This window comes from Streptomyces sp. TLI_146 (genome assembly GCF_002846415.1).
Classification (GTDB): domain Bacteria; phylum Actinomycetota; class Actinomycetes; order Streptomycetales; family Streptomycetaceae; genus Streptomyces.
On the sequence record NZ_PJMX01000001.1, the window covers coordinates 5,339,388 to 5,358,269 of the forward strand.

Below are 18,882 nucleotides of genomic sequence, written 5' to 3' on the forward strand. Positions count from 1 at the left end.
ATATCAGCGCGTCCGTGATGCAGTTCCTTCTCGCGTTCATCGTGGTCGGCCCGCTCGTCGGCGCGGTGGCGGCGCTGCTGCCCGCCCCGCCCGGACTGAAGGGGAAGTCGCCCGGCCAGGCCGTGCTCCGCCACGGCGTGACGGTCACCGGCGCGATCCTGCTCGCGGCGATCGTCCTGGCGCTCGGCTTCGACCGCGACCAGCCGTCGAAGATGCAGGCCACGACGGACATCAAGTGGATCCCCACGCTGAACGTGCGCATCCACCTCGGCATCGACGGCATCTCGCTCCCCCTTCTCGTCCTGACCGCGCTGCTGACCTTCCTCTGCGCGCTGTACAGCTACTTCAAGATGCCCTCGGGCCCGTCCCCGAAGGCCTTCGTCGCTCTCCTGCTCGTCCTGGAGTCCGGCACCCTCGCCACCTTCGCCGTCCTCGATCTGCTGCTGTTCTTCCTCGCGTTCGAGATGGTCCTCATCCCGATGTACTTCCTGATCGCCCGCTGGGGCGGATCAGAAGGTGTGGCGCGAAGCGCCTCCAATAGGGGTGGTGGTCGGGAGACGGGCGGGCGGCAGGCCGCCGCCTGGAAGTTCATCCTCTACACCCTGCTCGGTTCCGTCGTCATGCTGCTCGGCCTGCTGCTGATCGGGCTGAAGACCGGCACATTCGACATGGTGGCACTCGCCACTGACAACGGCCGGGGGATGACCACATCGGTGCAGGTCATCGCCGTTTTGGCGATCGGGATCGGGCTCGCGGTGAAGACCCCGATGTGGCCCCTGCACAGCTGGCTGCCGGACGCCCACACCGCCGCGCCCACCGTCGGTTCGGTGCTGCTCGCCGGTGTGCTGCTGAAGATGGGTACGTATGGATTCGTCCGGATCGTTCTGCCGATCGCCCCGGACGGAATGCACCGGTTCGCCCCGTATCTGGCGGCCTTCGCCGTCGCCGGGATCATCTACGGATCGCTGGCCTGCCTGGCCCTGGCCAAGCGCGGCAACAAGGGCGATCTGAAGCGCCTCATCGCGTACTCCTCGGTCGGCCACATGGGCTTCGTGCTCCTCGGCATCGCGAGCATGACCCCCACCGGCGTCAACGGCGCGCTCTTCGCGAACATCGCCCACGGCCTCATCACCGGCCTGCTGTTCTTCCTGGTCGGCGCGTTGAAGGACCGGTACGGCACGGCCGACCTGGACACCCTCTCCGGCGCGACCGGCGCCGCGCTCTACGGCCGGGCCCCGCGCCTGGGCGGCCTCCTCGCCTTCGCGGCGGTCGCCTCGCTCGGGCTGCCCGGACTCGCCGGGTTCTGGGGCGAGATGCTCTCGATGTTCGGCGCGTTCGACCCCGCCGACGGTCTGAGCCGCCCCGCGTTCCTCACCTTCGTGGCCGTCGCGGCCGTCGGCACGCTGCTCACCGCCGCGTATCTGCTCGTCGTCGTGCGCCGCGTCTGCATGGGCACGCCTGGCGCGCAGCCGCAGGAGACCCGGCTCGTGGACGTCCAGGGATACGAAGTCGCCTCCTGGAGCCCGCTCGTCGCCCTCACCGTCCTCGCCGGCCTCTGGCCCGCGGTCCTCCTCGGCCTCACCGATCCGGCCGTCCACAAGCTCCTCGCAGGAGGCAAGTCGTGACCGTGGCCGCCGCAAGCGCCGCATCCGTCACCGGCGCCGCAAGCGTCGTCCAGTCCGTCGACTGGCTCGCGATCGCCCCGCCGGTGATCACCGCGTCCGTCGCGCTGATCGTGCTGGTCGCCGACCTCTTCCTGCCGCGGAAGCGCAAGCCGTTGCTCGGCGGGCTCGCGATCGCCGGGCTCGCAGCCGCGCTGCTCCTCCTCATCCCGCTCCACAAGTCGACGCGCTCGACCTTCTGCCTCACCACCAACCCCGAGGCGTGCAGCTACACCGTCGACCGCTTCACGCTGGTGCTCCAGTTCCTGGTGCTCGGCGGCGCACTGATCACCGCGCTGCTGTCGATGACGGGACCCACCGAGGGCCGGGAGGAGCTGCCCGCGGGCGAGTTCTGGTTCCTGCTGCTCTCCTCGGCCGCCGGCGCCGCCCTGCTGCCCGCCTCCCGTGACCTGGCCACCCTGGTCGTCGCCCTGGAGGTCGCCTCGCTGCCCGCATTCGCGCTCGTCGGCCTCAAGCGGGGCGACCGGCTGTCCTCGGAGGCGGCCCTCAAGTTCTTCCTCTCCTCGGTGACCGCGACCGCGGTGATGCTGCTCGGCGTCAGCTTCGTGTACGCGGCGACCGGCACCCTGCACCTCACCGAGATCGCCAACCGCCTCGCCGACGTGCCCTACCAGCTGGACACCGTCGCCCAGACGGGCGTCGCGCTCACCCTGGTGGGCTTCGCCTTCAAGACGGCCGCGGTCCCCTTCCACTTCTGGGTCCCGGACACCTATGTGGGCGCGCCGCTGCCGGTCGCCGCCTACTTGTCGGTCGTCGGCAAGGCCGTCGGCTTCTCCGGCCTGATCCTGGTGTGCGTCATCGCCTTCCCGGCGTACGCGGACGTGTGGGGCCCGGCGCTCGCGGTCGTCGCCGCGCTGACGATGACCATCGGCAATGTGGGCGCCCTGCGCCAGTCGGCCACGCGCGCGTACAGCGCCGTCCGCCTGCTCGCCTGGTCCTCGGTCGGCCAGGCGGGCTACCTCCTGGTGCCGATCGCGGCCGCGGGCTACTCCAGCGACGCCCAGGTCGGCGCGACCGTCGCGTACGCCCTGATGTACGCCGTGGTGAACCTCGGCGCCTTCGCGGTGGCCGCGCTGGTGGCCCGTACGAAGCCGCTGAACCGTATCGCCGACTACCGCGGCCTGTACGCCGAGCGGCCGTTCGCGGCGCTCACGCTCGGCTTCTTCCTGCTCTGCCTCGCCGGTCTGCCGCCGGGCATCATCGGCCTGTTCGCCAAGGTGACGGTCTTCTCGGCGGTGGTCGACGCGGGACTGGGCTGGCTGGCGGTCGTCATGGCGTTCAACGTCGTGATCGCCCTCTACTACTACCTGCGGTGGACCGCCGTGCTGTTCCGCGCGCCGGAGGAGGCGGAAGCCGCACCGGAGGCCGCCTCGCCGGTCCCTGGGGCCGAGGGTTCGGGCACCGGTGCGGTAGGGGTCCTCACGGCGCGCCCGGTGCGCCTCGCCGTCCCGGCTCCGCTGACGCTCGCCATCGCGCTCACCGCCCTGGCGGCCGTCGCCCTGTCGGTCATGCCCCAGATCGCCCTGCACTTCGCGTCCATCAGCCTCTTCTGAAGCCTCTTCTGACCCGGTCGACCTCTGCACCGTTGGCCCGTCGGGACCACCGATCGGCGCAGCGGGTTTGAACTCGGGTGCCCGGACAAGGCAGTGTCGTACGCGCGTACGTGTGCGCACGCGTGCCCGTACGGCGGACGGCCGGCCGGGCAGCCGGATACGACTAGGAGCGAGCAGTGCTGAGCGGGTTCAAGGACTTCATCCTTCGCGGGAACATAGTGACGATGGCCGTCGGTCTGGCCGTCGGATCGGCGTTCACCGCCGTGGTCACCGGCTTCAGCACCGCCTTCATCACCCCGCTCATCGGCCTCGCCACCCGGTCGACGGGCGACTTCACCGCGGCGACCTTCAAGGTCGAGGGCGTCGAATTTCCCTACGGGAAATTCATCAGCGCCGCCATCGCCTTCGTGATCACCGCAGCGGTGCTCTACTTCCTCGTCGTGGTCCCGATGATGAAGGTGCAGGCGCGGCTCGACCGCGACAAGCCGGTCGACATCAAGGCCGCCCTGCGCGACTGCCCCCGCTGCTACACCCAGATCCCGGGCATCGCCACCCGCTGCGCGCACTGCACCAGCGAGCTGGAGCCCGACCCGAAGGCCCTGGAGCTCGCGGGACTGCCCGCGCCGCGCTGACCCACCCGTACGGAGTAGGGCGCCCTCCAGCGCGCACAAGGGAACCAGCGGTCCTCGTCTGGCGTTGACCAGTACGGGAGCGTCCACTGGAAAGTGGAAGGACCATCAGGCAAAGGGTTCCCCTGCCGCACCATTTGGAGGGCGTACCGTGCACCGCCGGCACAACGGGTTGAGGACCGCCGTCCTTCTCGGAGGACTGTCCGCGCTCATCATCGTCATCGGCAGCTTCTTCGGGCGTACGGGGCTGATCGTCGCGCTGCTCGTGGCGCTGGGCACCAATGCCTACGCGTACTGGAACAGCGACAAACTGGCCCTGCGGGCCATGCGCGCCCGCCCGGTCAGCGAATTCGAGGCCCCGGCGCTGTACCGGATGGTCCGCGAGCTGTCGACGACCGCGCGCCAGCCCATGCCGCGCCTGTACATCTCGCCGACCCAGGCGCCGAACGCCTTCGCGACCGGCCGCAACCCGCGCAACGCGGCGGTGTGCTGCACCGAAGGGATCCTGCAGATCCTGGACGAGCGCGAGCTGCGCGGGGTGATCGGCCACGAGCTCAGCCATGTCTACAACCGGGACATCCTGATCTCGTCGGTCGCCGGAGCGCTCGCCTCCGTGATCATGTTCCTGGTCAATTTCGCCTGGTTGATCCCGGTGGGCCGGTCCAACGACGACGAGGGCCCGGGCATCTTCGGCATGCTGCTGATCATGATCCTGGGGCCGCTCGCGGCGTCCGTCATCCAGCTGGCGATCAGCCGTTCGCGCGAGTACGAGGCGGACGCGTCCGGCGCCCAGCTGACCGGTGACCCGCTGGCCCTCGCCAGTGCCCTGCGCAAGCTCGACGCGGGCACCAAGCAGTTGCCGCTGCCGCCCGAGCCGCGGATCGAGACCGCGAGCCACATGATGATCGCCAACCCCTTCCGCCCCGGCCAGGGTGTCTCCAAGATGTTCTCGACACATCCGCCGATGGCGGAGCGCATCGCCCGACTCGAACAGATGGCAGGTCGCCGCCCGTGAAGACAATCCTCAACGTCATTTGGCTGGTCCTGTGCGGCTTCTGGATGTTCCTGGGCTATCTGCTCGCAGGCGTCCTGCTCTGCATCACGATCATCGGCATCCCCTTCGGCCTGGCCGCCTTCCGTATCGGCCTGTACGCGCTCTGGCCGTTCGGGTACACGGTCGTGGAGCGGTCGGACGCGGGCGCCGCGTCCTGCATCGGCAATGTGCTCTGGCTGATCCTGGCGGGCTGGTGGCTGGCGCTCGGCCACATCGTCACGGGCTTCCTGCTGTGCATCACGATCATCGGCATCCCGCTGGGCATCGCGAACTTCAAGCTGATCCCGGTCTCGCTGCTCCCGCTGGGCAAGCAGATCGTGCCGACGGACCAGCCTTTCTACCGGTAGCCGAACCGGTAGGCGATCGGGCAGCCGAGCAGGTTATCCACAGGCTGCTGACGGAGAGCATGCAGGTCAGGACGGGTTCGGGGCAAGCTCCAGGCCGACTGTCAGCGCCGTGGTCCACCATGGAGCCATGACCGAGAACGAGATGGCGTCGCCGACTTTCCCTGCGGGGTTCACCGGCCGAATATGAGGCCGCGTCAGCCACGTCAGCCGTGACGTGGCGTGGCGTGTCGCCGCGCCCGAGGTGGCCTCAGCGCCGCCGCCGCACGGCGTACGCGACCGCCCCCACGGCCAGCACCGCGCTGCCCGCCACCACCGACGACGGCGGCAGCGCGAAGGCGAGCAGCAGACACCCGGCCAGCCCGCAGGCCGCGAGCAGCCGCCCGCCACGGCCCGGGCCGAGCGTCCAGGCCGACGCGTTGGCGATCGCGTAATAGACGAGCACGCCGAACGACGAGAAGCCGATCGCCCCGCGCAGATCGGCCGTCGCCGCCAGCACCGCCACCACGGCGCCCACCGCGACCTCCGCCCGGTGCGGCACCCGGAACCGGGGGTGCACGGCGGCCAGCGTGCCCGGCAGATGGCCGTCCCTGGCCATCGCGAGGACCGTGCGCGAGACCCCCAGCACCAGCGCGAGCAGGGACCCGAGCGCGGCGACCGCAGCCCCGGCCCGCACCACCGGCACCAGCGCCGGCGCGCCCGCCGCCCGCACCGCGTCGGCGAGCGGCGCCGACGCCCGGCCGAGACCGTCCGCGCCCAGTACGGAAAGGACAGCCACCGCGACACAGACATAGACGGCCAGCGCGATGCCCAGCGCCAGGGGAACGGCGCGCGGGATCGTCCGGGCCGGATCGCGCACCTCCTCACCGAGGGTGGCGATCCGGGCGTACCCGGCGAACGCGAAGAAGAGCAGCCCCGCCGCCTGGAGCAGCCCCGCCCCGCCCCCGGAGAGCCCGAGGTCCGGGTGCCCGGCGGCGGACGACCCTAGGCAGGTCGCCACCACCGCCGCGAGGACCGCGAGCACCAGCGCCACGATCGCCCGCGTCAGCCACGCCGACTTCTGCACACCCCCGTAGTTCACGGCGGTCAGCGCCACCACCGCCGCGACCGCAACCAAGTGAGCCTGCCCCGGCCAGACATAGGCGCCCACGGTCAGCGCCATCGCCGCACACGAGGAGGTCTTGCCGACGACGAACCCCCAGCCCGCCAGATAGCCCCAGAACGGCCCGAGCCGCTCCCGCCCGTACACATAGGTGCCACCGGACGCGGGATAGCGGGCGGCGAGCCGTGCCGAGGCCATGGCGTTGCAGTACGCCACGGCCGCGGCCAGCGCCAGCGCGGCCAGCAGCCCGGTCCCGGCCGCGTCCGCCGCGGGGGCGAGCGCGGCGAAGACCCCGGCCCCGACCATCGAGCCGAGCCCGATGACCACGGCGTCGAAGACGCCGAGGGTGCGGCGCAGTTCCTGTGTCATGCGCCGCACCCTAGCCACCGGCGCAACCGCGGTCCGAACAGAGGGCGTCTTCCCGTACAACACGACATGACATAAGACGACACCGAACGAAAGGCAGGTTCAGGACATGGGCATCGTCAGCTGGATCATCCTCGGCCTGCTCGCCGGAGCAATAGCCAAGATCCTGCTCCCCGGGCGGGACCCGGGCGGTCTGATCGGCACGACGGTCATAGGGATAGCGGGTGCGTTCGTGGGCGGCTGGATCTCGGCCCGCTGGCTGGACCGTCCCGTCGCCAACCACTTCTACGACGGCGCCACTTGGGCGGCGGCGGTCGGTGGCTCGCTCGTGCTGCTGATCGCCTACCGCATAGTCTTCGGCAACTCGCGCGACCGCCGCTGACGCGGACCGTCGGCAGGTCGGCAGGTCAGTCCTTCAGCCCGGTCTCACGGAGAGTCAGGTTGAGGCGGCCGCCGGGCAGGCCGGTGACCGCCGGGTCGCCTGTGACGGGGAGCACCTTCGGTACGCCGTGGTAGGCGAACCGAGAGGGGCCGCCGAAGACGAAGAGGTCACCCGAGGCCAGCTCGACATCGGTGTAGGGGCGGCCCCGGTCCTCGGTGTTGCCGAAGCGGAAGAGGCAGCTGTCGCCGATGCTCAGGGAGACCACGGGCGCGCCGGACCGCTCGTCCTTGTCCTGGTGCATCCCCATGCGCGCGTCGCCGTCGTAGAAGTTGATCAGGGCGGTGTCGGGGGAGTAGTCGTCCCCGGCGGCGGGGTCGTCGTACGCCTCGGCCACGGCGGCGCGGCCCAGCGCGGCGAGCCAGTCGGGGAAGGGGGCGACGGGGCGGCCGTTCACGTCGCCGGCGGTGCGGGTGTACCGGTAGGGCTGCCAGTGCCAGCCGACGCAGACGGTCTGCACGGACATGACACCGCCGCCCGGCAGCACGGTGTGCCGGATGGGGACGGGCCCCCGCGCCCACTCCCGGCAGGCGGCCACCAGCTCCCGCTGCCGTTCGGGCGGGAGCCACCCCGGCACGTGCACGGCGCCGGGTGCGACGACGGCGCGCGGCCGGGGGAACAGGGCGTCGTTCATCTGTCCGGGCTAGCGGGGCGCGTGGGGAACGGCGGGGTTGCCGGGGGCCGCCACCAAGGCCCCTTCGAGCCCCAGCAGCCGTTCCTTGCGCTCCAGGCCGCCCGCGTACCCCTTCAGGGTGCCGTCGGAGCCGATGACACGGTGGCAGGGGCGTACGACGAGCGCGGGGTTGCGGCCGATGGCGGTGCCGACCGCGCGCACCTTCACCGAGGAGGCGCCGATCCGGCGGGCGATCTCCCCGTACGAGGTGGTGGCCCCGTACGGAATGGAGTCCAGCTCCGCCCAGACCTGCCGCTGGAAGTCGGTGCCGGTGCCGGGCGCGTACTCGATGTCGAAGCGGGTCAGCTCGCCGCCGAAGTACGCCCGCAGCTGGCGGGTGATCTCCTCGAAGGCCTCCGGCGCCCGCCGCCAGCCGTCCCGGACGACGGCGGCGCCCTTCTGGCCGGGCATGGAGAGCGAGACCAGCGCGGTCCCGCCCTTGGCGGTGGCGGACTCCTCACCGACCAGGAGCAGTTCACCGAGCGGGCTGTCGAGGGTCGCATAGACCGTCATCGCACGTTCCTTTCCTTGCGACGAGTCCTCACGTACGAGTCCTGAGTCCTCGTTCACGAGTCCTCACGTACGAGACCGAGTCTGCGACCCCCGCCCGGCCGGCGCTGGCGGAAATCGGACAGCACGTCCGAGGGGTCAGCGGTAGTTCACGAACTGCAGCGCGAAGTCGAAGTCCTTGCCCTTGAGCAGGGCCTGAACGGCCTGGAGGTCGTCGCGGCTCTTGGAGGAGACCCGCAGCTCTTCGCCCTGCACCTGCGCCTTGACGCCCTTGGGGCCCTCGTCGCGGATGACCTTGGCGACCTTCTTGGCGTTCTCCTGCGAGATGCCCTCCTCGATGGAGGCGAAGATCTTGTACTCCTTGCCGGAGAGCTGCGGCTCGCCGGCGTCCAGCGCCTTGAGCGAGATCCCGCGCTTGACCAGCTTGGTCTGGAAGACGTCGAGGATCGCGTTGACGCGGTCCTCGGAGTTGGCCTCCATCAGGATCTTCTCGCCGGACCAAGAGATCGACGCGCCCACGTTCTTGAAGTCGTAGCGCTGCGAGATCTCCTTCGCCGCCTGGTTGAGGGCGTTGTCGACCTCCTGCCGCTCGACCTTCGAGACGATGTCGAAACTGGAGTCGGCCATGTCCTGTGGCTCCTTGGATCGGGTGCGTGGGGGTACGGCCTGGCTGCCGAACCGCTTCCCCAAAGCCTAGCCACCCGCGCCCCCGCGAAGCGCTGATCAACCGGGTGGCGAAGCACCCCCGGGCATCAGGTATCGTTTACGTCGTTGCCAGGGAGCACCGCGCAAGCGGGACCTCCACCGGCGACATCCCATGGCGGTGTGCCCGAGTGGCCAATGGGAGCGGACTGTAAATCCGTCGGCTTAGCCTACCCAGGTTCGAATCCTGGCGCCGCCACGCGATGTGAGACCCCTGTTGATCTGCGGAAACGTAGATCGGCGGGGGTCTTCTCGTTGTGCCGGAGCGATCTTTCGAGCGGAATCGAAAGTGGGTGGCCTGTCTCACAGTGGGTCGCATGGATCCGGGGCTGACCAGGGTGTGCGGGCCACGCGAGCGGTAAGCCCCTGGCGGGGGCACGCCGCGGCTGGGGTGGTCGATCCACCGCTTTACCCACCTCCCCGGGGCGGGACCCGCGCCGAGTAAGACCAGGGGGCCACTCGGACACAGCGGGATTTGGGGTCGGCGATCACACGGCGGCCGGTGTTCAACTCGGGAGCCGCCCGTCGGACCCGGACGGATCCGGTGTCGAGGTCGATGTCGGCGCGACGCGGCTCGGCCAACCCCTCGGGGCTCATGGAGGCGAAGGCGCTCAGCAGCACCATCCGTCGCCAGCGGACACCTATGGCCGCGGCGAATTGCGGAGACCTGTTCGATGCTGGCGACTGACCGCTGGTCGGGAATCGCCCGGCCTCGGCATTGGGCACCAACCCCAACTTTCTTTCGGGCAAGCAGAGGGGCGGCGGCTGGGCCGACCAGATATAGGGGCGGGCCCGTACGGCCGACCCCGAACGTTCGAAGGTCTTATCCACCGCCTTCGCTCTCCAGGGCTAGCGAGGCCCCCTGGAACGCCGAGCATCGGGGCCCTCTGTCATTCACCGTCTGCCCCGGGGCAGCCCCTATGTCCCGGAGGGATCCCCGAGGGAGCGTCCGGCATTGTCGATGAGTTCCTTGTATGTGATGACCTCAACACGGTTCACGTGCGTGTTGAACGTCCGCAACGCTTCGTTGATCTCCCGCTCTGGCACGCTCGGCTGGACAGCTGGATGGCCGATCAGGACGATGGCGCTCGCCCGGCGTGTCTCGATGCCAAATTCTTCGAAGATCTGCTGTCGGTTCTCATCCAGCCCGACAAGGTAGTTAACCGCTTGCCCGACGGCATCGTGCACTGCCGCAGTGGGTACCCAGGCTCCGCGATGTCGCTTCACTAGAGGCCCCTGCATACTGACGGCCCGCTTCAACTCGACGATGTGAAGGCTTCCATCCCCGCGGATCAGAGGAATGTCGACCTCGTCACCGGACACCAGCCTGCGCTGGGCAGCTTCCCCAACGTATCGCCCACCAAAGATCCAGTGCTGTCCCTCCAACGCCTTTTGCAGATCCAGCTCGGTGGCTGTTCTGTCCTCCGCCACTTCGCGCAGGCTGGCCAGCCGGGCCGAGCGCTGCTGCAACTGGGCCGCCCGGAGGATCATCTGGCCATTCGGGTCGGCGGCCAGGAGAGCCCACGCCTCTGGCGACGCGGCAATCCGCTGAGCAGCTTCCTCTGAGTCTTCGATGTCGACCCGTTCCCGAAGCACACGTTCCAGCCACACCATCCTCTCCGCTCGGCCGCGGAAGAGGGAGTAGCGCCCTGGCCGGCCTTCCGGCGCTACGAGGTACCGCGCGTCATGGCTGAGTGAGTCAATATGCGCCAACAGATCACGCACACCTGCACCGGGATGCAGCTCCATGAACTCGCGACCCGCCTCGGCGACGTACTTGAAGTTGATCTCAAGCGTGCCCGCCACAAACCGCCGAAGATGCTGGTTGCGAAGGCCATCTCGAAAGAGACGGTATCTCTCGTGAAAATCCGGCTGCAGGATCCGTTCCTCGGCGTAGTCGAGAGAGTCCTGCAGCAGCCGCACAACCTCCCACTCACCAACCGTGGCTGCGTGTCCGCGCGCCTCTACCAGCAGTTGCACGAGCGCCTTCCCGCCTCTGCGGTGGCCACCTCGTCCAGTTCTCATGTGCTGGATCACAGAGGCGATCGCTCGCTTCACCTCGTCGTTCGCCGCCTGCTCGTGTACGTACTCGAGCTGCAGATCCAGCGAGAAGTCTGATCTGACACCCATGGGCTGAAGTATGACCGGCAGGTCTGACAGCGCTCGCGGGCGCCGACCCGTCTCAACCCGACTCGGCCTGGACCCACTTCGACCGCTTGACGGAGAAGAACACCGGCGATGGCGGCGGCAGGACGGACCACGGCTCTCCGCCGAGCCCATCGCCGCGGCCGCACGCGCGAGCACACTGCTGCGCCAACGCTTAGCGCACACCGCCGCCTGCTTTTCGACAGTGCACGAGACCCTCGGCGAGCAAGTAACGGCTGCTTTTGTCTGCGGAGTTCGGAGAGGGGGAGTTGTGTCTACAGGCCGAAGGCTTCGCCGTTGCGGGTGGCGGTGATGCTCAGCCTTTCGGCTGTCGGCCAGGGGCTTCGTCAGGTAGGACTCGGATCCTTCCCGGCCGGCCACGGCCCATCAAACCCGTTCCAGAGCTCCTTGCGCGGCTGGGGCGTTGGGCTGACTCGGCTTCCCCTTCGACCTCACCGCGTGACGGCCTGCGGCTAGTGCTTTTCTTTGGAGTACGTGATGACGTACGCGACCGCCAGCGTGACTCCGAGACCGCCGATCGCCGCCAGTGCGAGCACCTCGAGCACTGATCCACCCTCGGCTACTCCTCTGATGGCGCCGACGATCCCGACGACTGCGGCACCGATGCCCAGGAGGAATGACCGGTGGTCTCTGGGGCACCACGGCCACCGTCGTGGCTTTCGCTTCCGCGGGGGTCGAGGGGAGCCCGCCGCGCGTGCGTGTGTCACTTGTACTTCACCGAACCTGGTGCTCCGGGGGCGACCACTTTGGTGTCGCCAGGCTGCTTGTTTTCGCCCGGTGGCGTGTAGTGGAAGTCGATTCCGGTGGCGACGACTGCCACGGGAGCCCCGAAGATCTTCCCGCCGAATCTTCCCAGGGCGTTGACAGGCGATGGCTTTCGGTGCAGGCCTCCGCCGCCGATGTTATTTTCCAGCCCTTTGCTGACGAGGCCCCCCGGACCAGGACGGTGCACCTCCCAGGAAGCCGGCCCATGCCTTTCCCCACTCTCCGCGAAGCACAAGATCCGGGCCATGTGCGGCCACGGCGGTGCGTCTCGTGGGAGTTCGGGGCTTGGTTGCGGCTCGGGGAACCTGAGTGGACTGTCGCAACAGCGGACCGTGAATCCGTCGCCTTAGCCCGCCCAGGTTCGGATCCTGGCGCCGCCACGCGACGCAAGAGTCCCTTGAACGGCTGAAACGCAGACCAGCGGGGATCCTCTCGTTGTCTGGCCGGGGGTTCCAACCCCTTCAGTTCCCCGCCACCCCCTTCACCGCCACAGTCACCGGTACCGACCCGCTGATCGCCTCCAGGGTCAGGCCCGTCGTGGCGGGGGTGTCGATGAGTTCGGCCAGGAGGGCGGCTACGTCGTCTCGGGGGATGGGGCCGCGGCCCGTCGACGCGGCCAGGGTGATCAGGCCCGTGCCGGCGTCGTTCGTGAGCATTCCGGGGCGCAGGATCGTCCAGTCCAGGCCCGGGCGGGCCCGTACCGCCTCGTCGGCCGAGCCCTTGGCGCGCAGATACGCGTCGAAGACCTCGTCGCCCTCGTGGCGCGGGTCCGCGCCCATCGAGGAGACGACCAGGTAGCGGCGTACGCCCGCCCGCTCCGCCGCGTCCGCGAACAGGACCGCCGCCGCCCGGTCCACCGTCTCCTTGCGGGCCGCGTCGCTGCCCGGGCCCGCGCCCGCCGCGAAGACCGCCGCGTCGGCGCCCTCCAGGACGGCCGCGACCTCGTCCACGGACGCCGACTCCAGGTCGAGTACGACGGGCTCGGCGCCCGCCGTCCGCAGGTCGTCCGCCTGTTCCGGCTTGCGGATGATGCCCGCGACCTCGTCCCCGCGCGCCGACAGCAGCCGTTCGAGCCGCAGCGCGATCTGACCATGGCCTCCTGCGATGACAATGCGCATGCTCACGACCGTACGCCGGTGCGCCGCCCGGCGCGTCCCCGCGAATCCCTTCGGGTGCCGCAGCCCCGCGCGGGCCTTACGCCGACTCTGTGCCTGTCGCGCGTGCTCGCCCCGCGCCGCCCTCGCCCCGAGCGCCCCCCCCCGCAGACAACCCCCCCTCACCCCCCAGAATCCGCCCGCCCCTGCCGCGGCAGATCCAGCGCCACCGCCGCCGCCGAGTCGCAGTACTCCCGTACCGCGCTCGTCCGGGCCACCACCCGGCCGCGGTGGATCACGATGCGGCTGTACGCGAGGGACAGGACGCCCGCGATGCGTTCGCCGCGGACTGCCAGGAGTTCTGCCGGGAAGCCCGCCTCCACGCGGACCTCGGGCAGGCCCATCGCCTCCCGGGCGGCCGTGCTCACCGCGGCGTACGCGTCCTCGGGGTGCAGGCCCGCCTGGGAGGCGAGGAGGTACGCGGCCTCCAACGGGTCGCCCCGGCCCACCGGGTTGGCGAGGTCGCGCAGCGCGCCGCCGCCCGCCGCCACGCGTACGCCCGCGGCCTTCAGCAGCCGTACGGGCGGCATGCCCTGACGGGCCGTTCCCTGACGTTCCGTCATGCCGCAGCCGCCCTGCGGCAGGCAGACCACCGCGACGCCCGCCGCCGCGAGCTGGTCCGCCGCCCGCGCGGCCGCCTCGTGCGGCAGCCGGGAAAGGCCCGCGCAGGGGCCGATCGCCACGCCCGGGCGCAGCCCGGCGGTCATCGCCGCGAGCCGGGCCAGACGCGCCGGATCGTCACCGTCCGTATGCAGATCGACCGCGCAGCCGTGCTCGGCGGCGACCTCCAGGACCGCCTCCGTGTACCCCGCCGGGTCCGGGTCGAGGTCGGGGCAGCCGCCGACCACCGACGCGCCCATCTTCACCGCGTCCCGCAGCATCGCGAGCCCGTCCGCGCCCGCCGCGCCGGTCAGCAGCCGGGGCACCGCCACCACGTTCAGCTCGGCGAGCCCGCGCAGCGAGCGGCGGGTCCGCAGGGCCGCCTCCAGCGGCTCCAGACCCCGTACGTCGTCGATCCGCACATGCGAGCGCAGCGCGGTCGCGCCGTGGCCGAGCTGGAGCAGGGCGGCCTCGGTGGCGCGGCGCTGGACGTCCTCCGCCGCGTACGAGACCGGGCCCTCGGGGCCGAACGCGGTCAGCGCGGTGTCGCTGTGCGCGTGCGGCTCGGCGGGCGCCGGGAGCAGCAGGAAGCCGTTCAGGTCGACCTTGGAGAAGTGCGCGGCGAGGCTGCCCGCGGTCCCGACGGCCTCGATGCGGCCGCCGCCGAGCCGGACGTCCACGGTCCGGCCGTCGGCGAGCCGGGCGCCGGACAGCAGGAGCGTGGTGGCGGCCTCGGCGGGGCCGTCCCCGGTGCCGGGGGAGTGGGCCGGCTGCGAGTGGCTGTCGGACATCGCGCTCCAGGTGGTTCCAGGTGGTCCTCGGGGCCCCGCAGGGCCTTCAGGGCAAGATCACGCAGCGTGACCCGAGCCTAGGGCCTGCCCGGCGGATCCTGTCGGCACGCGGGCGCCTGTCACACCCGTCTGCCGCGTCGCCGCCGGTTGCCGGGGCTCCGCCACGCCGCCCTCCTCCGCCTTGCGGCCGGACCCGCCGGACCCGCCGACCCGCCAGACCCGCCGACCCGCCAGACCGGCGGCCCCCGCTCACCAGCACCGAAGCGGCGCCCGGGGCCGAGGCCGACCAGATCCACCGGACAGACCCTAGGGGCGCACCCGGCGCGCATCGAGGAGGAGCGCAATAGTCGTACCGGTGTGGCCACGAGTGGCGTACGGGACGGCTGGGGCGGAGCGGGCGGGAGCGGTCCGTCGTCGGGTCCCACGCGCCTCCCGACCCCCGTCAGTCCCCTGCGGGAGCCGTCCCGCGACGGCCCTCCGAGGGCTCCGCGGCGGCCCGGCGAAACGGATTTGGGCGATCGGCGGCCGACCGTGTAATGTCTTCATCGCTCGCCCCAATAGCTCAGTCGGTAGAGCGTCTCCATGGTAAGGAGAAGGTCTACGGTTCGATTCCGTATTGGGGCTCTGGTGAGAGGGTCCCCGCCCACAAGCGGGGACCGGATCATCAAAGCGGTGTAGCTCAGTCGGTAGAGCAAGCGGCTCATAATCGCTGTGTCACCGGTTCAAGTCCGGTCACCGCTACTCCAAGTAGCAACAGTAGCCGATTGTGGGGTCGGTCTCCCGATCGGCTACTCTTTTATGCGTTCATCCGTCTATCCGTCCGTCAAGGAGCACTCACGTGGCTGCCACCGACGTCCGCCCGAAGATCACGCTGGCCTGCGTGGAGTGCAAGGAGCGGAACTACATCACCAAGAAGAACCGGCGTAACAACCCGGACCGACTGGAGATGAAGAAGCACTGCCCGCGCTGCAACTCGCACACCGCGCACCGCGAGACCCGCTAATCACGGGTTTAGCACTCAGGCTCGTACGAGAGGCCGTTCCCTGTCATGGGGGGCGGCCTCTCGTCGTATCCCGTTTCGTCGTACCCCGTTCCGCAGGTCACCAGGCCCGCAGGTCACCTGGCCCGCGGATCGCCCAGTCCGTAGATCACCAAGCAGGAGGTTGCGAGCCCATGGCGCTCGACCAGTCCTTCGTGGGGCGGACCTATCCGCCCACCGCGCCGTACGAGGTCGGCCGGGAGAAGATCCGCGAATTCGCCGAGGCCGTGGGGGACGCCAACCCCGCGTACACCGACCCGGAGGCCGCCAAGGCGCTCGGGCACCCCGATGTGATCGCGCCGCCGACCTTTGTGTTCGCCATCACGTTCAAGGCCGCGGGCGTGGTGATCCAGGACCCGCAGCTGGGCCTGGACTACAGCCGGGTCGTGCACGGCGACCAGAAGTTCGCCTACCGGCGCCCGGTGCGCGCGGGGGACCGGCTCACCGTGACCTCCACCATCGAGGCGATCAAGTCCCTCGCGGGCAACGACATCCTGGACATCCGCGGCGAGGTCCACGACGAGGCGGGCGAGCACGTCGTGACCGCCTTCACCAAGCTGGTGGCCCGCGCGGCCGAGGGGGAGTGACGATGAGCGCCAAGATCCGTTACGAGGACGTGGAGACCGGCACCGAGCTGCCGGCGCAGTCCTTTCCCGTGAGTCGCGCCACACTCGTGCAGTACGCGGGCGCCTCGGGCGACTTCAACCCGATCCACTGGAACGAGAAGTTCGCCAAGGAGGTCGGGCTGCCCGACGTCATCGCGCACGGCATGTTCACCATGGCCGCGGCGATCCGGGTGGTCACCGACTGGGTGGGCGACCCGGCGGCGGTCGTCGAGTACGGGGTGCGCTTCACCAAGCCGGTCGTCGTGCCGAACGACGATACGGGCGCGCTCATCGAGGTCAGCGCCAAGGTCGCGGCCAAGCTGGACGACGAGGCGAAGACGGTCCGGGTCGACCTGACGGCGATGAGCGCGGGCCAGAAGGTGCTGGGCATGTCGCGCGCGGTGGTCGCGCTGGCGTGAGCCCCGCGGGACGGCCGCCGGGGCGGAAACCGGCGGCCGTTCCCGCAGGGGTTGCGAAGTTAGTTATTGGCCACTAACTTTGGATTCATGGTCAGGATGAGTGCGGAGGAGCGGCGCGAGAGCGTCGTACGGGCGGCGATGAGTGAGTTCGCTCACCGCGGCTACTACGGGACGTCCACCGAGGCGATCGCCAAGCGGGTGGGTGTCTCGCAGCCGTATCTGTTCCGGCTCTTCCCGAACAAGCCCGCGATCTTCCTCGCGGCCACGCACCGCTGCATGAAGGACACCGTCCAGATGTTCGCCGAGGCGTCCGAGGGGCTGCGCGGCGAGGAGGCGGTGCACGCGATGGCGAACGCGTACACCAAGGTCATCGCGGAGGAGCCGGAACGGCTGCTCATGCAGATGCAGGTGTACGTGGCGGTCGCCGCGGCCGAGGCGGCGGGCGACCACACCTTCGGCGAGGCCGTCCGGCGGGAGTGGATGGAGCTGTGGGACGCGGTGAGCGTTCCGCTGGAGGGCTACAAGGACACCACGGAGTTCCTGGCCTACGGGATGCTGATCAACACGCTGGTGGCGATCGGTTTTCCTCCCGAGCATCGCGTGTGGGAGGAGATCTATCCGTCCGCGCGGGCGAAGGGGCGACTGGAGAAGTAGGGCCCCTTCGCGGGGCCGGGTGCGGCGCACTCGTCTGCGCTCGAAAGTTAGTAACTGATAACTAACAACAGGGGAAAGCGATGTCCGAGCGGGAATCCGAGCAGGAACAGGCACACGAGCCGCGCGAACGTGACCGGGCAGGTCACGAGCGGCCGGGAACGGCCCGGCGCGGGGGCGCGGTCTGGGCACTCGTCATCACCAGCATCGCCGGGTTCATGGCGGCGCTCGACAACCTCGTCGTCACCACCGCCCTGCCGTCGATCCGCGAGGACCTGGGCGGGGCGCTGGACGACCTGGAGTGGACGGTCAGCGCGTACACCCTCACCTTCGCCGTCCTGCTGATGTTCGGGGCGGCGCTGGGGGACCGGTTCGGGCGCCGCAAGCTCTTCATCGTCGGCCTGACGATCTTCACCGGCGCGTCCGCCGCGGCGGCGCTCGCACCCGGGATCGACGGTCTGGTCGCGGCGCGCGCGGTGCAGGGCGTCGGGGCGGCGATCATGATGCCGCTGACGCTCACGCTGCTCACGGCGGCGGTGCCGGCCGCGAAGCGGGGCCTGGCGTACGGGATATGGGGCGCCGTCAACGGCCTCGCCGTCGCGAGCGGGCCGCTGATCGGCGGCGCGCTGACCGAGCACTTCTCGTGGCAGTGGATCTTCTGGCTGAACGTTCCGCTCGGCGTGCTCGTCCTGCCGCTGGCGCGGCTGCGGCTCGCCGAGTCGTACGGGAGCGGGGCCCGGCTGGACATCCGCGGCACGGTGCTCGCCAGCGGCGGCCTCTTCGGGATCGTCTACAGCCTGATCCGGGGCAACGTGGACGGCTGGAGCAGCCCGACGGTGCTGACGGGGCTGGTGGCGGGTACGGCGCTGCTCGGCGCGTTCGTCTGGCACGGGATCGTCAGCGAGGCGCCGGTGCTGCCGATGCGGCTGTTCCGGAGCCGGGCGTTCGCGGCGATCAACCTGTCCAGCCTGCTGATGTTCGTGGGGATGTTCGGCTCGATCTTCCTGCTCAGCCAGTTTCTCCAGGGCGTCCTCGGCTACTCGCCGACCGAGGCGGGGCTGCGGATGCTGCCGTGGACCGCGATGCCGCTGCTGGTCGCGCCGGTCGCGGGCGTCCTGTCCGACCGGATCGGGGGACGGCCGGTGGTGGCGGTGGGGCTGGCACTCCAGGCGATCGGGCTCGGCTGGTTCGCCCTGATCCTGTCGCCGGACGTGTCGTACGGGACGCAGCTGCCCGCGCTGGTGGTCAGCGGGATCGGGATGGCGCTGTACTTCGCGCCGGCCGCGAACCTGGTGATGTCGAGCGTGCGACCGTCCGAGCAGGGGATCGCGTCCGGGGCGAACAACGCGCTGCGGGAGGTCGGCGGGGCGCTGGGTGTCGCGGTCCTGGCGGCGGTGTTCTCCGCGCAGGGCGGCTACGGGTCGGCGTCCGCGTTCGTGTCCGGGCTGCGGCCCGCGCTGTGGGTGGGGGCGGGGGTGGTGGCGCTGGCGGCTGTCAGTGCGGTGTGCCTGCCGCGGGTGTCTGTGGCGGGGTCTTCGGATGCGGCTGACGCCGGGGTGGCTCGGGAGGATGCGCTGGTGGGGTGAGGACGGCTTTCCCGGGGGCTGCGGCCCCCGGACCTCGTTTGCGGGGCCTGCG

Annotated in this window: 18 protein-coding genes and 3 tRNA genes; 14 read left to right on the plus strand and 7 right to left on the minus strand. The window is 70.3% G+C overall.

Features of this window, described 5'->3' with window-relative positions:
- Positions 1–17: 17 nt before the first annotated feature.
- From BX283_RS23910 to BX283_RS23930, 5 genes are all read left to right on the plus strand, one after another.
- Positions 18–1,625: an NADH-quinone oxidoreductase subunit M gene (locus BX283_RS23910; protein ID WP_101389568.1), complete on the plus strand. Its 1,608-nt coding sequence runs from the start codon at positions 18–20 to the stop codon at positions 1,623–1,625.
- Positions 1,622–3,235, plus strand: a complete 1,614-nt coding sequence (locus BX283_RS23915; protein WP_101389569.1) for an NADH-quinone oxidoreductase subunit N — start codon at positions 1,622–1,624, stop codon at positions 3,233–3,235. The genes BX283_RS23910 and BX283_RS23915 overlap by 4 nt, the downstream gene beginning before the upstream one ends.
- 176 nt (positions 3,236–3,411) lie before the next feature.
- Positions 3,412–3,867, plus strand: a complete 456-nt coding sequence (locus tag BX283_RS23920) for an MscL family protein (protein WP_101389570.1) — start codon at positions 3,412–3,414, stop codon at positions 3,865–3,867.
- Between the two features lie 148 nt (positions 3,868–4,015).
- A complete protein-coding gene (gene htpX / locus BX283_RS23925) occupies positions 4,016–4,879 on the plus strand; it encodes a zinc metalloprotease HtpX (protein ID WP_101389571.1) in 864 nt (287 codons plus the stop codon).
- Complete coding sequence (locus tag BX283_RS23930; protein ID WP_101389572.1) at positions 4,876–5,265, plus strand: YccF domain-containing protein; 390 nt, start codon at positions 4,876–4,878, stop codon at positions 5,263–5,265. Before htpX ends, BX283_RS23930 begins: the two co-directional genes overlap by 4 nt.
- 247 nt (positions 5,266–5,512) lie before the next feature.
- Here BX283_RS23930 and BX283_RS23935 read toward each other — a convergent pair whose 3' ends face one another.
- Entirely contained in the window at positions 5,513–6,733 is a 1,221-nt protein-coding gene (locus BX283_RS23935; protein ID WP_101389573.1) for an APC family permease, read from the minus strand.
- A gap of 106 nt (positions 6,734–6,839) precedes the next feature.
- On the opposite strand from BX283_RS23935, the gene BX283_RS23940 reads away from it, so the two are divergent.
- The gene (locus BX283_RS23940; protein WP_101389574.1) at positions 6,840–7,112 is read left to right on the plus strand and encodes a GlsB/YeaQ/YmgE family stress response membrane protein; all 273 of its coding nucleotides are present in this window, start codon (positions 6,840–6,842) and stop codon (positions 7,110–7,112) included.
- Between the two features lie 25 nt (positions 7,113–7,137).
- Here BX283_RS23940 and BX283_RS23945 read toward each other — a convergent pair whose 3' ends face one another.
- The 3 genes from BX283_RS23945 to BX283_RS23955 all read right to left on the minus strand — a co-directional run bounded on the left by BX283_RS23945 (position 7,138) and on the right by BX283_RS23955 (position 8,979).
- Positions 7,138–7,803, minus strand: coding sequence for an alpha-ketoglutarate-dependent dioxygenase AlkB (locus tag BX283_RS23945; RefSeq protein WP_101389575.1), 666 nt, complete (start codon positions 7,801–7,803; stop codon positions 7,138–7,140).
- Positions 7,804–7,812: 9 nt separating this feature from the next.
- Positions 7,813–8,355: a methylated-DNA--[protein]-cysteine S-methyltransferase gene (locus BX283_RS23950; protein WP_101389576.1), complete on the minus strand. Its 543-nt coding sequence runs from the start codon at positions 8,353–8,355 to the stop codon at positions 7,813–7,815.
- 135 nt (positions 8,356–8,490) lie between these two features.
- Positions 8,491–8,979 carry a YajQ family cyclic di-GMP-binding protein gene (locus tag BX283_RS23955; RefSeq protein ID WP_101389577.1) on the minus strand — a complete coding sequence of 163 codons (489 nt, stop codon included), beginning with the start codon at positions 8,977–8,979 and terminating at the stop codon, positions 8,491–8,493.
- A gap of 192 nt (positions 8,980–9,171) precedes the next feature.
- Here BX283_RS23955 and BX283_RS23960 point away from each other — a divergent pair.
- Positions 9,172–9,253, plus strand: a tRNA-Tyr gene (locus tag BX283_RS23960).
- A 719-nt stretch (positions 9,254–9,972) separates the two neighbouring features.
- Here BX283_RS23960 and BX283_RS23970 read toward each other — a convergent pair.
- The 3 genes from BX283_RS23970 to BX283_RS23980 all read right to left on the minus strand — a co-directional run bounded on the left by BX283_RS23970 (position 9,973) and on the right by BX283_RS23980 (position 14,530).
- Entirely contained in the window at positions 9,973–11,184 is a 1,212-nt protein-coding gene (locus BX283_RS23970; protein ID WP_101389578.1) for a Shedu anti-phage system protein SduA domain-containing protein, read from the minus strand.
- A 1,262-nt stretch (positions 11,185–12,446) separates the two neighbouring features.
- Positions 12,447–13,103, minus strand: a complete 657-nt coding sequence (locus tag BX283_RS23975) for an SDR family oxidoreductase (RefSeq protein ID WP_101389579.1) — start codon at positions 13,101–13,103, stop codon at positions 12,447–12,449.
- 158 nt (positions 13,104–13,261) lie between these two features.
- Positions 13,262–14,530, minus strand: coding sequence for an amidohydrolase family protein (locus tag BX283_RS23980; RefSeq protein ID WP_257583729.1), 1,269 nt, complete (start codon positions 14,528–14,530; stop codon positions 13,262–13,264).
- 551 nt (positions 14,531–15,081) lie between these two features.
- Here BX283_RS23980 and BX283_RS23985 point away from each other — a divergent pair.
- The 7 genes from BX283_RS23985 (at position 15,082) to BX283_RS24015 (ending at position 18,830) form a co-directional block, all read left to right on the plus strand.
- Positions 15,082–15,154: transfer RNA gene (locus tag BX283_RS23985), tRNA-Thr, on the plus strand.
- Positions 15,155–15,198: 44 nt separating this feature from the next.
- Positions 15,199–15,271, plus strand: a tRNA-Met gene (locus tag BX283_RS23990).
- A gap of 97 nt (positions 15,272–15,368) precedes the next feature.
- A complete protein-coding gene (gene rpmG / locus BX283_RS23995; RefSeq protein WP_003956487.1) occupies positions 15,369–15,533 on the plus strand; it encodes a 50S ribosomal protein L33 in 165 nt (54 codons plus the stop codon).
- Between the two features lie 170 nt (positions 15,534–15,703).
- Positions 15,704–16,156 carry a MaoC family dehydratase N-terminal domain-containing protein gene (locus tag BX283_RS24000; RefSeq protein ID WP_101389580.1) on the plus strand — a complete coding sequence of 151 codons (453 nt, stop codon included), beginning with the start codon at positions 15,704–15,706 and terminating at the stop codon, positions 16,154–16,156.
- Positions 16,157–16,158: 2 nt separating this feature from the next.
- Complete coding sequence (locus tag BX283_RS24005) at positions 16,159–16,593, plus strand: MaoC family dehydratase (protein WP_101389581.1); 435 nt, start codon at positions 16,159–16,161, stop codon at positions 16,591–16,593.
- 87 nt (positions 16,594–16,680) lie between these two features.
- Positions 16,681–17,247: a TetR/AcrR family transcriptional regulator gene (locus BX283_RS24010; protein ID WP_180357237.1), complete on the plus strand. Its 567-nt coding sequence runs from the start codon at positions 16,681–16,683 to the stop codon at positions 17,245–17,247.
- Positions 17,248–17,462: 215 nt separating this feature from the next.
- Entirely contained in the window at positions 17,463–18,830 is a 1,368-nt protein-coding gene (locus tag BX283_RS24015; protein WP_373979618.1) for a DHA2 family efflux MFS transporter permease subunit, read from the plus strand.
- Positions 18,831–18,882: the final 52 nt, after the last annotated feature.